The organism is Ewingella sp. S1.OA.A_B6 (assembly GCF_049889095.1).
GTDB lineage: Bacteria > Pseudomonadota > Gammaproteobacteria > Enterobacterales > Enterobacteriaceae > Ewingella.
In genome coordinates this window covers 893,197-907,545 of record NZ_JBLJFK010000001.1, presented here as the reverse complement: position 1 = coordinate 907,545, position 14,349 = coordinate 893,197, and the positions used below count along the sequence as shown (strand labels likewise).

11 protein-coding genes are annotated in these 14,349 nt (G+C 53.4%); 8 read left to right on the top strand and 3 right to left on the bottom strand.

Annotated features, from left to right (window positions below; genetic code table 11):
• Positions 1 to 223: 223 nt before the first annotated feature.
• Positions 224 to 1,456 (bottom strand): nitrate- and nitrite sensing domain-containing protein, encoded by a 1,233-nt coding sequence (locus ACMV8I_RS04410; protein WP_498863975.1) that lies wholly within the window; start codon positions 1,454 to 1,456, stop codon positions 224 to 226.
• A 192-nt stretch (positions 1,457 to 1,648) separates the two neighbouring features.
• Here ACMV8I_RS04410 and ACMV8I_RS04405 point away from each other — a divergent pair, with 192 nt between their 5' ends.
• From ACMV8I_RS04405 to fhuB, 5 genes are all read left to right on the top strand, one after another.
• Positions 1,649 to 2,185 (top strand): RNA polymerase sigma factor, encoded by a 537-nt coding sequence (locus tag ACMV8I_RS04405; protein ID WP_498863974.1) that lies wholly within the window; start codon positions 1,649 to 1,651, stop codon positions 2,183 to 2,185.
• On the top strand, positions 2,175 to 3,212 hold the full coding sequence (locus tag ACMV8I_RS04400; protein WP_498863973.1) for a FecR family protein: 1,038 nt from the start codon (positions 2,175 to 2,177) through the stop codon (positions 3,210 to 3,212). The genes ACMV8I_RS04405 and ACMV8I_RS04400 overlap by 11 nt, the downstream gene beginning before the upstream one ends.
• Before the next feature lie 157 nt (positions 3,213 to 3,369).
• Positions 3,370 to 5,724, top strand: coding sequence for a TonB-dependent siderophore receptor (locus tag ACMV8I_RS04395; RefSeq protein WP_498863972.1), 2,355 nt, complete (start codon positions 3,370 to 3,372; stop codon positions 5,722 to 5,724).
• Positions 5,724 to 6,626, top strand: a complete 903-nt coding sequence (locus ACMV8I_RS04390) for an ABC transporter substrate-binding protein (RefSeq protein WP_498863971.1) — start codon at positions 5,724 to 5,726, stop codon at positions 6,624 to 6,626. Before ACMV8I_RS04395 ends, ACMV8I_RS04390 begins: the two co-directional genes overlap by 1 nt.
• Positions 6,619 to 8,559: a Fe(3+)-hydroxamate ABC transporter permease FhuB gene (gene fhuB, locus ACMV8I_RS04385; RefSeq protein WP_498863970.1), complete on the top strand. Its 1,941-nt coding sequence runs from the start codon at positions 6,619 to 6,621 to the stop codon at positions 8,557 to 8,559. The genes ACMV8I_RS04390 and fhuB overlap by 8 nt, the downstream gene beginning before the upstream one ends.
• A gap of 110 nt (positions 8,560 to 8,669) precedes the next feature.
• Here fhuB and ACMV8I_RS04380 read toward each other — a convergent pair whose 3' ends face one another.
• Positions 8,670 to 10,100 carry a 6-phospho-beta-glucosidase gene (locus tag ACMV8I_RS04380; RefSeq protein ID WP_498863969.1) on the bottom strand — a complete coding sequence of 477 codons (1,431 nt, stop codon included), beginning with the start codon at positions 10,098 to 10,100 and terminating at the stop codon, positions 8,670 to 8,672.
• Between the two features lie 35 nt (positions 10,101 to 10,135).
• A complete protein-coding gene (ascF, locus tag ACMV8I_RS04375) occupies positions 10,136 to 11,599 on the bottom strand; it encodes a PTS cellobiose/arbutin/salicin transporter subunit IIBC (protein WP_498863968.1) in 1,464 nt (487 codons plus the stop codon).
• Between the two features lie 269 nt (positions 11,600 to 11,868).
• On the opposite strand from ascF, the gene ACMV8I_RS04370 reads away from it, so the two are divergent.
• The 3 genes from ACMV8I_RS04370 to ACMV8I_RS04360 all read left to right on the top strand — a co-directional run bounded on the left by ACMV8I_RS04370 (position 11,869) and on the right by ACMV8I_RS04360 (position 14,326).
• On the top strand, positions 11,869 to 12,900 hold the full coding sequence (locus ACMV8I_RS04370; RefSeq protein ID WP_498863967.1) for a LacI family DNA-binding transcriptional regulator: 1,032 nt from the start codon (positions 11,869 to 11,871) through the stop codon (positions 12,898 to 12,900).
• Between the two features lie 217 nt (positions 12,901 to 13,117).
• The gene (locus tag ACMV8I_RS04365) at positions 13,118 to 13,540 is read left to right on the top strand and encodes a DUF1090 family protein (RefSeq protein ID WP_498863966.1); all 423 of its coding nucleotides are present in this window, start codon (positions 13,118 to 13,120) and stop codon (positions 13,538 to 13,540) included.
• A 48-nt stretch (positions 13,541 to 13,588) separates the two neighbouring features.
• A complete protein-coding gene (locus tag ACMV8I_RS04360) occupies positions 13,589 to 14,326 on the top strand; it encodes a carbonic anhydrase (protein WP_498863965.1) in 738 nt (245 codons plus the stop codon).
• Positions 14,327 to 14,349 lie beyond the last annotated feature (23 nt).

Below are 14,349 nucleotides of genomic sequence, written 5' to 3'. Positions count from 1 at the left end.
TCTGACTAAACCGCCATTGGCTTAGTGCTTATGTATAAATAGTAATGCAACGGATATGCCAACTTGGTGTAGTGCTTTAAAATCAGTAGATTTTAGTGATAACACACCGTCTATTGGCCGTTTTTATGCACCGGAGTCGCACCTGATGCACATCCGGATGGCACATGAACAGTGCAGCTACTCCGAATGGAGTAGTCTGCTGAGATCCCTGCGCAATGAGGCGTTAGATGTCCTTCTTGCCCAATACCTCGGCCACCGAGAGCATCGCTTCGGCGATCTGCGGCAGCTTTTTATTCTGGTTCATTGCCATATCACGCAGGGTTTTATGCGCCTGCGGCTCGGTGATCCCCTGATGTTGCATCAGCCAGCTTTTAGCACGTTCAACCAATTTACGTTCAACCAGCGTGGTGCGAAGCCCTGCCAGTTCGGCATCCAACGCCTGTAGCTGGCGTGATTGTTTCTCGACAAGTTCGAGGATTGAGCGGCTGAGCTGCGGCGGGATCAGCGCCGCATAGTGGTTATCCTGTAGGGGCATCTGTCCGATTTCCTGCTGCTGCAATGCGCGCGAAACCTCTGCGTCGCGGATCCGCTGGCGGCAGCATTCCATCAGAATATCCTCCAGCAAGTCTTCGACCGTTTTCATGCCGTCGATACGCACCGTGGTCACATCAAACCAGCGCAGCGCCATGTCACTGGCCTCGTCGGTAAATGATGTGCAGGTGCAGGCGATACGTCGGAAACGCTCGAGCTCGCTGTTGTCCGCGCTCAGCTGTTGCTGCCACAGCGCCAGACAGCGGGCGTCGGTAAACTCAGCGAAGGTCTGGAAACAGCGCTCCTGTCCTTCAATCAGCGCCAGTAGTTGCTGATGCGCAGGGGCGTCAAAATGCCGCCCGGCAAAGCCCGCCGCGCCCAGCGCACGTTCCTGAGCGGCCAGCTCCTTGCCCTGCATAAAACTGAACATTGCCAGCAACGCCCGTGAAACCGACGGGTCGCCCGAGGTGTCAGCGGCTTCAAAGACCAGCGCCAGATGGGTACGGATCACCTCGCTATAGTGGTTCATTGCATCGGGCTGGCTGATGCTCAGCGCCTGAACCTGTTGGCGCAGCGGCGGCAACGTGCTCAGGCTGTACAACACGGTAGCAATGCGGCTGAACAGCCGTGATGCGTTCGCCACGCTATGTCCATTGAGTACATGACCGCTGAGATCCAGCGCTACCAATTGGTGGTTCACCGCCTGCCCGGCTATCTGAACCTGTAACGCCCGTTCGCTCAGTTGGTCGCCCCAGATTTCGCCCTGAGAACAGAGATAAATGTTCGACGTGCCGCGCTCGCGTTGCAGTACGTGAATCAACTGGCTGACCGCGCCGACCAGTTTGCCCATTTGCAATAGCTGTTGCAGATCGGTGATTTCACTTTTCTTCGATGCCAGTACAAAATCGAGAGCAGAAAGGGCCATGGATGAACCTGAACAAGTGAAGGAGTTTTGATCGTGATGCAAATAATGTGCCGGATGAATCAGCGCAACGTCTTATGCTTAGAATAGATTAATTTATTTCGCGAATGATTATCATTTAAGAATGAACAATGGGCACGATTATGCGTAATATAGGCATCGCTGAATCCCTCTCCTTCACCACCAGAGAATCAAGTGCCTGCTTTCGAGAAGTATTACACTGAATTATATCGGTTTATAAACCGGAAGCTTCGTGACCGCGAACATGCACAAGACATGGCGCAGGAAACATTTATTCGGGCGCTGACGGTCACGCAGCCCATTCGCTCGCATCGAAGTCTGCTCTACCGCATCGCCCGCAATTTGCTGGTCGATCACTATCGTCGACCAGCACTGTCTTCAAACGATGTGTCTGAAGACACTGATGCCGAACATTTCGCTGCCCCCTCTTATCTGCAACCTTACGAATTAATCGAAGAAAATCAGTATACTGAACTGATGACAAAAACCATCGAAACCTTACCGCCGCGCTGCCGCGAAGCCTTTATTCTGCACCGTTTTGACGGCCTGTCGCAGAAGGACGTCGCCAGCCATATGGGGATCTCCATCAATATGGTCGAGAAACATATTATTCGCGCCATGATGGCCTGCCGGAACAGTAACGACATCTGGCAGCAGGAGCATAGCGGCAGGAAAGCCAGTTATAAGAATAAGGATGTTCATGATGAATAAGGCCATTGATGAGTCTTTGTCCGCTGATGAACAGGCTGCACTCTGGCTGACAAAACAGCTGGCCGGATTGTCGCCCAGTGAACAGCGTGAGTTTGCGGACTGGCTGTTGCAGGATGCAAACGCGGGGCGCTACCAGTCGATGCAACAACTGTGGCAACGCGTCGGTGAATTGCCACAGGATAACGTGGCGCGGTTACGTGCTTCACTTGCGGCTACGCCGCGAAAAACCGCACACCGCAACGTCTGGCGAGGAACATTTACCGTAGCAGCCCTCCTTCTGGTGCTGTTGTGGCCAGCGTGGCAATGGTTGACGCCTCCATTGATGACCACCTCGCTGTACACCGGGCGCGGCGAGTTACAACAGATTACCCTGCCGGATGGCACCGTACTCAGCCTTGATGCAGAAACAGAGTTGCAGGTGGCGTATTACCCGCAGCGACGCGAAGTGACACTCAGCAAAGGTCAGGTTTATTTTCAGGTCAAACATCTGGAAGATAAACCGTTTGTGGTACTGAGCGGCCCCTCCCGCGTGACGGTTCTGGGCACCAGTTTCAGCCTACGTTACATCCCACAATCGATGAGCGGTGACGGCGTTGACGTTGCCGTGAGCAGCGGCGCGGTGCGTATCGGCCCGCGCACATGGCTGCAAAATATGCGCTGGCGGGCAATGGCCAGGCTGCAACTGAGTGCGCACGATCGGCATTTGATGGTGCTGCGCGCCACGCAGCGGGCGACCAGCGATGCCAACGGTTACCTGATCCGCCAGCTTCCGGTCGCGCCAGACGCCATCGCCGACTGGCGGCAGTCACGCATTAATTTTGATAACACACCGCTGAGTCTGGCGCTGGCTGAGTTCTCGCGCTACGGCGACATGCCTTACCGGGCGGCCTCCACCGACGTCGCGTCCATGCGCATCAGCGGCAGTTTTAATGTCCATCGTCCGGACAGTTTTGCCGGTGCGCTACCGAAAGTGTTGCCGGTGAAAATCAGTACACAGCCTGGTGGAACGCAGATCCTGAAACGCTGAGGCTTAATCGCTGCCCTTTGTGCGCAAAATCATCGCTAAAAGACCGCCCGCTGAAAAAAATTAAAAATATTCAGGAGATGACGTCAGGGTTTTGGCGTCAGTCTCGTCTTCAGAAAGGAGAATGATTCTTATTTGATTTATTTCTGGGGAAAACTGCATGACGATTTTTACTTTTTATCAGGGTGCTCACGTTAAGTCTGGCCTCACCGCACTGGCGTTTGGCGTCTGTTCGCCGTTCGCCGTGTGTCAGGCTGCGACCGCTATGCCCATCTCACTTCCGGCTCAGCCTTTAATCAACTCGCTTAATGCACTGGCACAGCAGGCGGGAGTACAACTGATCGCTGCACCGGACTCCGTGGCACAAAAGCGTGCCCCTGCGCTACAGGGAAATATGACGCTGGAAGCCGCGCTCAGCCGCCTGCTAAGCGGGAGCGGTTTGGATTTCAGCATCGACAATGGCACCGTGGTCGTCTCGCCTCAGCCTGCCACAGCCGATACCCTGACCGTAACCGGGCAATCCAGCCCTTACTCCAGCATTCCACAGCAAAGTAATTCCGCAACCAAAACCGACACGCCGCTGCTTGAAGTGCCTCAGTCGGTGTCAGTGGTCACCCGCGAACGAATGGACCGACAAAACGTGCAAAGCGTCACTGAAGCGCTACGTTATGTTCCGGGCGTAAAAACTGAAACTTACGGTGTTGATCCCAAAGGTTATGACTGGATTTACATTCGTGGTTTTAATGCCCTGACCACCAACGACTACCGCGACGGACTCCGCCAGCTCAACAACAGTTACAGCTATTTCCGCACCGAGCCTTACGCGCTGGAACGTATTGATATCGTGCGCGGGCCGTCATCGACGTTGTTTGGCCTGGGTGATGCGGGCGGTATCGTTAACCGCATCAGCAAACTGCCCTCCGCACAGGGTGTGCATGAGGTGGAAGTCGAACTGGGTAATTTCAACCGCCGTCAGGCGCAGTTTGATATGAGCGACAAAATCGACGATGACAGCCATTATCTTTATCGTCTGATCGGCCTTGCCCGCGACAGTGACACACAGTTCCAGTACCGCGACGGCCCGGATGTGGAAGATAACCGCGTTTATCTTGCGCCCTCTTTCACCTGGTTACCCAATACGGATACCAGCCTGACCGTGCGCGCCGACTATATGCGTGATACTTCCGGCGGCACCGTAGCCGTGCTCACCAAACCCGGTGGCAAAATCACCGATACCCTGCTTGGCGATCACAGCTATAACCATTTTCGTCAGGAACAGTTCACCGTCGGGTATGAGCTGAGCCATCAGTTCAACGATACGTTCCAGTTGCGCCAGAATGTGCGTTACGGGCAAACCGACACCATTTTGAATAATCTGCTGCCCGGCTCGGTGAATTTCGATGCTGGCACCGTTTCGCGCAATGCCATTCGTTTTGATGAACACATGAACGCGTTCAACATCGATAACCAGTTGCAGGCCGATTTTTCAACCGCATCGGTTACACACCGCCTGTTAACCGGGCTTGATTACAGCCGCCTTGATGGCAACGCCAAACGCTTTGGTGCCGTCGCCCCAACACTCGATATCTACAATCCGGTGTATGGCCTTGATATTGCCGATCCAACTTATGCGCTGAACAATAACGACCAGACCACTGAGCAACTGGGTCTGTACATGCAAGACCAGATTTCGCTGACGCCGAAATGGCTGCTGACCTTAGGTGGCCGCCACGATGACATCAGTATGCGCACCGAAAATAATCTGACCGAAAACACCAGTTGGATGGATAAAGGCGCATGGACCGGACGTGCTGGTTTGACCTATCTGGCAGAGAGCGGGCTTGCGCCTTATATCAGCTATGCCGAATCTTTCGTACCTAACAGCGGCACCGATCGGCAAAACCGAACATTTGACCCGAGCAAGGCGCATCAGTATGAAGTCGGCGTGAAATATCAGCCGGACCCAAGCCTGCTGATGACCCTTGCCGCCTTTGACATCACCAAAAGTAACGTGCTCACTAACGAGGTGGTGAACAACCTGGTGACGGGTTATCAGGTCGCCTCTGGCGAAGTACGGTCACGCGGCGTTGAAGCGGAAAGCACGGTGAAACTGACGCAAAATCTCGATTTACTGGCCTCATACACCTACACCGCAACCGAAATTACCGCCAGCAACAACGGCGATCGCGGTAATCAGCAGGCCAACGTGCCGAAGCATATGGCCTCAACCTGGCTGAACTACGGCTTCCATCAGGGCGTATTGGATGGATTGCTGCTCAGCACTGGCGTGCGTTATGTGGGTAGCATGTACGGCGATAATGCCAATACGATACCGGTGAAGAATTTCGCCCTGGTGGACGCTGGCGCGAAATATCAGGTTAATCAGCATGTTTCGGTCGGTTTTAACATCCAGAACTTGCTGGATCACAGCTATGTCGGAACCTGCGATGATGACACCAGTTGCTATCCGGGACAGGAACGGACGTTCATCGGCTCGCTGAAATACAGCTTCTGATGTCAGGCATGTTACTCAGCCGTCGTGACTGCCTGAAGGCGTTGCTGGCGCTGCCGTTGCTTAATGCACCGGCGGCGCTGGCCGCCCCTTTATCTCACCGCATCGTCGCCATTAACTGGCTGGCAGCAGAAACGTTGCTATTGCTGGGCGTCACACCAGTGGCGGTGTCCGACAGTGATTATTTCCGTCGCCGGATTGCCACGCCTGAGTTACCGTCCGACGTTCAGGATATCGGCCCTTACTGGGAGCCAAACATTGAGCGGGTGGCAGCACTCAACCCGGCGCTGATCCTCAGCGACATGCTCGCCCCGGAGATCCTCGACAGCCTGCGCCGCATCGCGCCAGTGCAGGTGGTGTCGGTCTATCCGCCCGCCGGCCAACTTTGGCCATCATTACTGGCATTTACCGGCGATCTGGGGCTGACCCTGAATATTCCTACCACGGCGAAACGGATCATGCATGCCACCACCCTCGCCGTTCAACAATCTAAACAGCAGATTGAACACGCCGCAGGACAACGCATTCTGGTTGCCGTTCGCAGCCAGGACGGTAAGTACGCTACGGTCTATGGCGCTAATAGCCTGCCGGATGCCATCCTTACCCAGCTTAGGCTGTGCAATGCCTGGACGTTGCCGGTTGGGGCAATGGGAACGGCCAATGTGGGCGTCGAGAAGCTGGCGTCATTGCAGGCAGACTGGTTATTTTACACCGAATTACCGACGACCCTGACGCGCGTTTCCCGGCTGCGTCAGCCGGACGGGCTGTGGCAGCAGTTGCCGCTGGTTCGCGGCGGGCGGGCGCGTGAACTGTCGCATTTCTTCCCGTTTGGCGGATTAGCCACGGCGGTCAGTCTGGCGCAGTACATCGCTGCGGCGATTGGGGAGTCGGACCGTCATGCATAAAAGCATCCGTTCTTTATTCCCTTGGCTGATCGTCCTGCCGCTGACACTGCTGTGCGCATTTTTGCTGTTCAGCAATCTTTCACGGATAAGTCACGGTAATACCCCTGCGACGGCCAGTCTTCTGCTGCATTACAGTTTCCTGCCGCGCCTGGCGATCGGTGTGATCGCCGGTATGGCACTGGCGCTGGCTGGTTTACTCTTTCAGCAGGTGTTGCGCAATCCGCTGGCTGAACCCGCAACGCTCGGCATTGCTGCCGGTGCTAATCTGGCGATGTCCGCCAGCATCATTCTGTTCCCCGGTTTGCTGTTTATCGGCCTGACCAACCTGGCGCTGGCGGGGGCCGCGCTGACCGCGCTGGTGCTCTATATCCTGATTGCCCGTCAGGGACTGGATCCGCTGAAAGTCATTCTGACCGGCATGGTGATAAGCCTCTATGGCAACGCCATCAATACGCTGATGGTGTTGTTCAATCATGATTATCTCAGCGATTTATTCAGTTGGCAGGCCGGTTCGCTGAGCCAGAGCGGTTGGCAGGCGACGCAGTTTTTGCTGCTGCCGGTGCTGTTGTTGATGGCAGCGAGTGTCTTGTTGGCAAGGCCGCTGATGTTGATCGGCCTGTCAGATCAAAGCGCCAGTGCGCTGGGAGTATCGGTGGTGAAAGTGAGGATCGCCACCCTCGCCGTTGCTGTGGCGATCAGTGCGCTGGTCACCAGTCAGGTCGGCATTATCGGCTTTATTGGGTTGGCGGCTCCGGCGCTGATCAGGCTGACGGGCGTTCGTGTATTCTCGCATCAGCTGTTCTGGGTGCCGCTCTCCGGCGCGGTGTTACTGACGCTGGTCGATCAGCTCGCGCAGTTTCTCTCACCTGCCGGTGGAGATTTGCCGACCGGCGCGCTGTCCGGATTACTCAGCGCACCGCTGATGCTGATCCTGCTGTTTCGCCAACGTAATCCGCTTATCACACCGTCGCCTTTCGGCGCAGCCCAGCCCGGCAGAGCGATCACACATGCAGGTCTGGCAGGACTGCTGCTGATCTTACTGGGCGGCATCGTCGTCTCCCTGTGGGTCAACCGATCCCCTGACGCCTCAACGTCCTGGCAACTGCTTGCGTGGCGCTGGCCGCGGATGGTCGGCGCGCTCAGCGCGGGCGCGATGCTGGCGGTCGCCGGCGTGCTTATCCAGCGACAGAGTGGCAATCCGCTTGCCAGCCCGGAGTTGCTCGGTATCAGCAGCGGTGCTTCGTTGATGGTGATGTTGCTGGTGATCCTGTTCAACCAGCCGCTTTCACAACTGTTTCCGGCGGCACTGGCGGGCAGTCTACTGGCCACTTTCTTGTTATTTATGTTTGGATTGCGTTCGCGCTTTCAGCCGCAGTCAATGGTGATGGTCGGGCTGTGCATGACCAATCTGAGCATGGCGCTGAGTATGCTGTTGCTGATGAGCGGCGATCCGCGCGCGATGATGTTGCTCAACTGGAGCACCGGCTCCACGGCAGGTATCACCGCAGACCGTGCTCTGTGGGGCGCAGGTCAGGCACTGTTGCTGATCCCACTGGCATTGCTGTTACAACGCTGGGTGCAGTTGCTCGGTCTCGGACACCCCACCGCACGTGCGGTGGGCATCGGGCTGCGGCGCAGCAATATGCTGATTTTACTGCTCGCGGCGGCGCTGACGGCGGGCGGCACGTTGCTTATCGGCCCGCTCAGTTTTGTCGGGCTGATTGCCCCACAGCTGGCACGCTACAGCGGCGCGTACCGGTTCCGCTCACAATGTCTGGTCGCGGCGCTGTTTGGCGCCTTACTGATGGTCATCGCCGACTGGCTGGGTCGTAACATTGCCTGGCCGTGGCCGGTTTCCGCAGGATTACTCTGCGCACTGATCGGCGCACCGTGGTTTTTATGGCTGTTAATAAGATCGGGAGGAAATAGGTAGCACGAAGCAGGAAACGGGCCGCTAAACACTCAATCACCTAAATTCTGAATCAAAAAAGGCCAGCATCTCTGCTGGCCTCACTTTTTATTTCTCTAACGCTTCTTGTAAATCTACTCTAAATCCGCCCCATTACTGGCAATCACTTTCTTATACCAATAAAACGATTTCTTTCTCTTTCTTTCCAGCGTGCCGTGGCCGTGGTCATCGCGATCGACGTAGACGAAGCCGTAGCGTTTGCTCATTTCGCCGGTGGAGGCGGACACCAGATCGATGCAGCCCCACGACGTGTAGCCGATCACCGGGATACCGTCGGTGATGGCTTCGCCCATCGCCCTGATGTGCTCACGCAGGTAGCTGATGCGGTAATCGTCGACAATGTCGCCCTGCGGGTTGATTTCGTCTTTCGCACCGAGGCCGTTTTCGACCAGGAATAGCGGTTTTTGGTAGCGGTCGTACATCATATTCATGGTGATACGCAGGCCCAACGGGTCGATGCCCCAGCCCCATTCACTGGCTTCGATGTACGGATTCTTCAGCGATTTGACGATATTAGCCGCGCTGCTGTTGTTGTCGTTCATGTCAGCCGAGGCGCAGCGTGAAGCGTAATAACTGAAGGAGACAAAATCAACGGTGTTTTTGAGGATCTCGTCATCGCCCGGTTCTTTGGCAATGGTAATGCCTTTTTCGGCAAATACGCGTTGGGTGTAGGACGGATAAGCACCACGCGCCTGCACGTCGATAAAAAACAGATTCTCACGGTCTTTTTGCAGCGCCGCCCAAACGTCTTCCGGTTTGCAGGTGCGTGGGTAGAAATTACCACCTGCCAGCATACAGCCGACCTGATTCTCTGGGTTGACCTGGTGGGCTATTTTCGTCGCCAGCGCGCTGGCGAGCAGCTCATGGTGCGCCGCCTGATATTTGACCTGCTCCTGATCCTCACCCGCTTCGAACACCAGACCCGCACCGGAGAATGGGCTGTGCAGCAGGATGTTGATCTCGTTGAAGGTCAGCCAGTATTTCACCAGCCCGTCAAAGGCTTCAAAACAGGTGCGCGCATAGCGGGCGAAAAAATCGACCATTTTGCGGTTGCGCCATGAACCGTATTCAACCACCAAATGCATCGGGACGTCGAAGTGGCACAGCGTCACCAGCGGTTCGATGCCGTACTTTTGGCATTCGGCAAACACAGCGCGGTAAAACGCAATACCTTCCGCGTTCGGCGTCAACTCGTCGCCGTTGGGATAAAGGCGGCTCCAGGCAATTGACATCCTAAAGACGGTGAAACCCATTTCTGCCATCAGCGCGATGTCTTCTTTATAACGATGATAAAAATCAATCGCCTGATGGCTCGGATAAAACTCATCGTCTTTGAGCGTAAAACGTTTTTCCTGACCGATTTTAATCGCCAACCGGTGCGCGCCGTGCGGGATCATATCAACCGTCGTCAGGCCCTTTCCTCCGTCAAAACTGGCACCTTCGGCCTGGTTGGCGGCAATCGCGCCACCCCATAAGAAACCGTCGGGAAATGATGATGCTGCCATGTAAAAGTCCTCTTTTTTACGTTCTTTAATGTTTTTTACAGCGCTTTGCCATACGGCAAACGGGGCGAAGTCTCAGCGTCAGTGGCCTCGTGGTTTTTTTCCTGCGGTATCTCGACCGGAATATCTTCAAAGCCGAGCAGCAAGGTGGTCACAAACGAAATGACAATCGCCAGGATCATCACGCCGAACACCCAAACGATACTCATCGGATTAGACGGATCGAAGAACTGGACGCTGGTGAACAGTCCCGGAGAGGCCATAGAGTGGCTGGCGAGTCCGCCTAAACCGGCAACGCCGCCGCAGATAAATCCGCTGATTAAGCAGGCAATCAGTGGGCGTTTTAAGCGCAACGCGACGCCGTACAGCGCCGGTTCTGAAATGCCGGCGATAATCGCCGAAGCCGCGGCAGCCAGTGCTGTCTGGCGCAGTTCAGGGTTCTTAGTACGCCAGGCCACCGCCAGTGATGAGCCTCCAAGGGACAGATTGGCGCCAATCTCAGACGGCATCACCATGGCTTCTTTGCCGGTCTCAGCGATGGTCTGAATGATGGTCGGCGTAAACACGCGGTGCATGCCGGTCATCACCAGCAGCGGCCAAGCTGCGCCCATTATGGCAACGGATAGCCAGCCGAGATAGCTGTGGACGGTATACACCACGGCGGAAATGCCGGTGCCGATCCAGATCCCCAGTGGGCCAATCAGCATGATGGCGATCGGTGCAGCAATCAGCATGATCAGCATCGGTTTGAGGAAGTTTTTAGTGACCACCGGCGTAATGCGGTCAACCCATTTTTCGATGTAAGACAGCAACCAGGTCATGCACAGCGCCGGAATCACGGTGTAAGTATATTTCACGGCCGTAATGGAAATACCAATGAATTCGACTTTCTGCCCCTGCGCCGCTTTCGCCATCAGTTCGATAAACGCCGGATGGACGAGCACCCCGGCGATAGCAATGGCCAGCGACATATTGGTTTTGAACTTCACCGCAGCGGACGCTGCTACCATCACAGGAAGGAAGAAGAACGCACCGTCGCCGATAGTATTGAGGATCACCAAAGTAGACGCGCCCTTCTCAAATACGCCGCTCATGTCGAGGATCATCGCCAGCAGTTTCACCATCGAGCCGCCGATGATCGCCGGTATCAGCGGTGACATTGTGCCGATCAACGCGTCGAGAATGCCTGCGCCAATGCGTCTTAACGTAATTTTACTTTTAGCCGGTGCTGTGCTTGCGCCAGACAGCCCTTCCGGCAGCAGCTTCAGGACTTCGGAGTAGGCCTGTGACACGTTATTACCAATGATCACCTGACACTGTGTGTCATTGCGCACCACACCCATGACGCCGGTGATGGCCCTGAGTTTATCGCCATCAACCAGAGATTCATCGTTGAGAACGAAACGTAGACGCGTCATGCAGTGCGTAACTGCCACTACGTTGCCTGCGCCGCCGATGGCGTCGACGATTGACTGCGAAATTGCTGCGAAATTCTTAGGCATGAGGGGTAACTCTCTAAAGTTCATAGGGTTATGAGTTATTTTATTGCCGATGACCTGTTCTTCGGTTGTTTTTAGTTTGCTTCTGAAATAATAGGTAACCGGTTACATACAAGAATGTGCAGTTCTCTTTCTGACTTCAACAAATAATGATCACGCCGCTTCATTTTTGTGATGACGATCCCTATGCGGAGGCATTCGATGTCGAAATCATCGAAAAACTGGCGGAATGTGTAGAATGGCGAATCATTTTTCTCTTTCAGGTATGCCGGATGTCGACAATGCAGGAAGTGGCCTCCAGAGCAGGCGTCTCAAAAGCCACGGTTTCACGCGTGCTTTCAGGGAAAGGCTATGTCAGCCAGGAAACCAAGGATCAGGTTTTTAAGGCCATCGAAGAAACGGGATATCGCCCGAATTTACTGGCACGCAATCTGGCTACCAGTAAATCCATGTGTATCGGGCTGGTGGTAACTAACACGCTATATAACGGTAATTACTTCAGTGAACTGATCTCTCAGGCGGCTAAAAAACTGGATGCCAACGGGCGTAAGCTGATTCTGGTGGATGGGAAAAACAGCGCTGCAGAAGAACAAGAAGCCATTGAGTTTCTGCATGACTTAGGCTGTGACGGCATCATTATTTATCCGCGTTTTTTATCCATCGATAAAATGGACACTATTATCGATAAATATAAAAAGCCCGTCATGGTGGTGAACCGTAAACTGAGAAAGCATCAGAGCCATTGTATTTATTGCGACCACCAGGGTTCTAGTTTCAATGCCACTAAAGCGTTAATTGAACGCGGTCACCGGGATATTGTCTTTATTACCGGCTCCATGGACTCCCCGACGGCCATTGAACGTCTTTCCGGTTACAAAGAGGCACTGGCAGCGTGCGATTTACCGGTTCAGGAAGCGCTGATCGTACAGGGTAAATGGTCACCGGCCAGCGGTGCAGCGGCCATCAGCGTGCTGCTGGAGGCAGACATATCTTTTAGCGCCGTGCTGGCAAGCAACGATGAAATGGCGATTGGTGCAATGAAGAAATTAAGTGAAGCCGGAATTAGCGTACCTGAAAAAGTGTCAGTGATCGGTTTTGATAATATTCCAACCGCACCGTTTCTTATTCCCGCGCTATCCAGTGTGAAAGATCCGGTCAGCGATATGGTCAGCGAAGTGATTAATCAGATTATTTCGATGCTCGATGGTGGATATTTGTCCAACGATAATGTGTTCATATCAGAATTGCTGATCAGAGATTCAGTCAACAACGGTCCATTTTTCGCGCCAGTTGAAGCTCAATAGTGGTCGGCTAATGGGTTTAATCTTCGAGTATGACAGTGGGGAAAGTGCATGCATGATGAGACTTTGTCGTCTTAAATTATTTATATTAATAAAATAGTTATGCGCACATTCGCGGTGAACTGTCCCATTTTTAACAAAAATACAGAATAATCCCGCTAGGCAGAAACAGATTTAGAACTATAGAATGCACACTCTTTATAAGGATATATGAGGATTTATGAAAAAGGCTTTTCTATCGGCCGTTCTTTCCGGATTCGTTTTCAGCAGTTATGCAGCAACCAACAGCTGCGCAGAACGCAAAGCGGATATAAAACAAAAAATCGAGGTAGCAGAAGCAAGCGGAAATGTGTACGCAGAAAGAGGGTTAAAAACTGCCCTGTCCGATGTCAATACGTATTGTAATGATTCTCAGCAAAAAAACAGAGCGAAATACGAGGTTTCACAGAAAGAGCAGAGGCTCAGAAATGCGGAACTTGATCTTCAATCAGCTGAAAATGAGCTTGATGAAGCAAAGTCTGACGGGCGGAGTTCGAAGATTAACCAAAAACGCCACAAAGTTGAAGAAAAGAAATTCAAGTTGAAAGCGGCCGAAGAAGAATTACAGCAAGCCAAAAATGATTATAAAAGACTAAACAAGTAATGACTTAACGTCGCTATGTTTATTGTGTAAAGATGAAAAGGAAATTTCATGAAATCAGCACTATTAGCCATCGGTATGATGGTGTTTACCAGCCACGCATTGGCAAATGAACCCGCACACTGGTCATATGAAGGGGAAGTTGCTCCTCAATATTGGTCAAAACTTAATCCAGATTACATGCTGTGTGAAAAGGGTAAAAATCAGTCCCCGATCAATATCCATAATTCGATGAAGGTCCATGCACGACCTCTGCATGTTAATTACCAGATGCCTCCGGTAAGCCTCATCAATAATGGCCACAGCATTCAGGCCAACGTGCAGGAAGGCGACGTTGTCCTGCTAGACGGCGATAAGTTTACGCTGCAGCAATTCCATTTTCATTCTCCAAGTGAAAATACCATCAACGGTAAATCCTTCCCGCTGGAAGCACACTTTGTCAATATGGATGCTGACGGCGAAATTGCTGTCATTGCGGTGATGTTTAAAATCGGCAAAGCCAACCCCGCGCTGACACAAATATCACAACAACTTCCGAAGGATATTGGCGAGACAGTGGTTCTGAAGCAGAAAGTAGATATCAAGAGATTATTACCAGAGAGTCTCACTCATTATCGTTACAATGGGTCTCTGACTACACCACCATGCACTGAAGGCGTTCGCTGGATGGTGGTGAAACAACCTCTGACGTTATCAGCTGAGCAGCTCACCTGGTTCACTTCTGCCATGCATCATGCTAATAACCGTCCGTTGCAAGACTTACATGGTCGCGTGGTTCTCGACGACTAACAGGTATTGCGCGTTATTTTAGT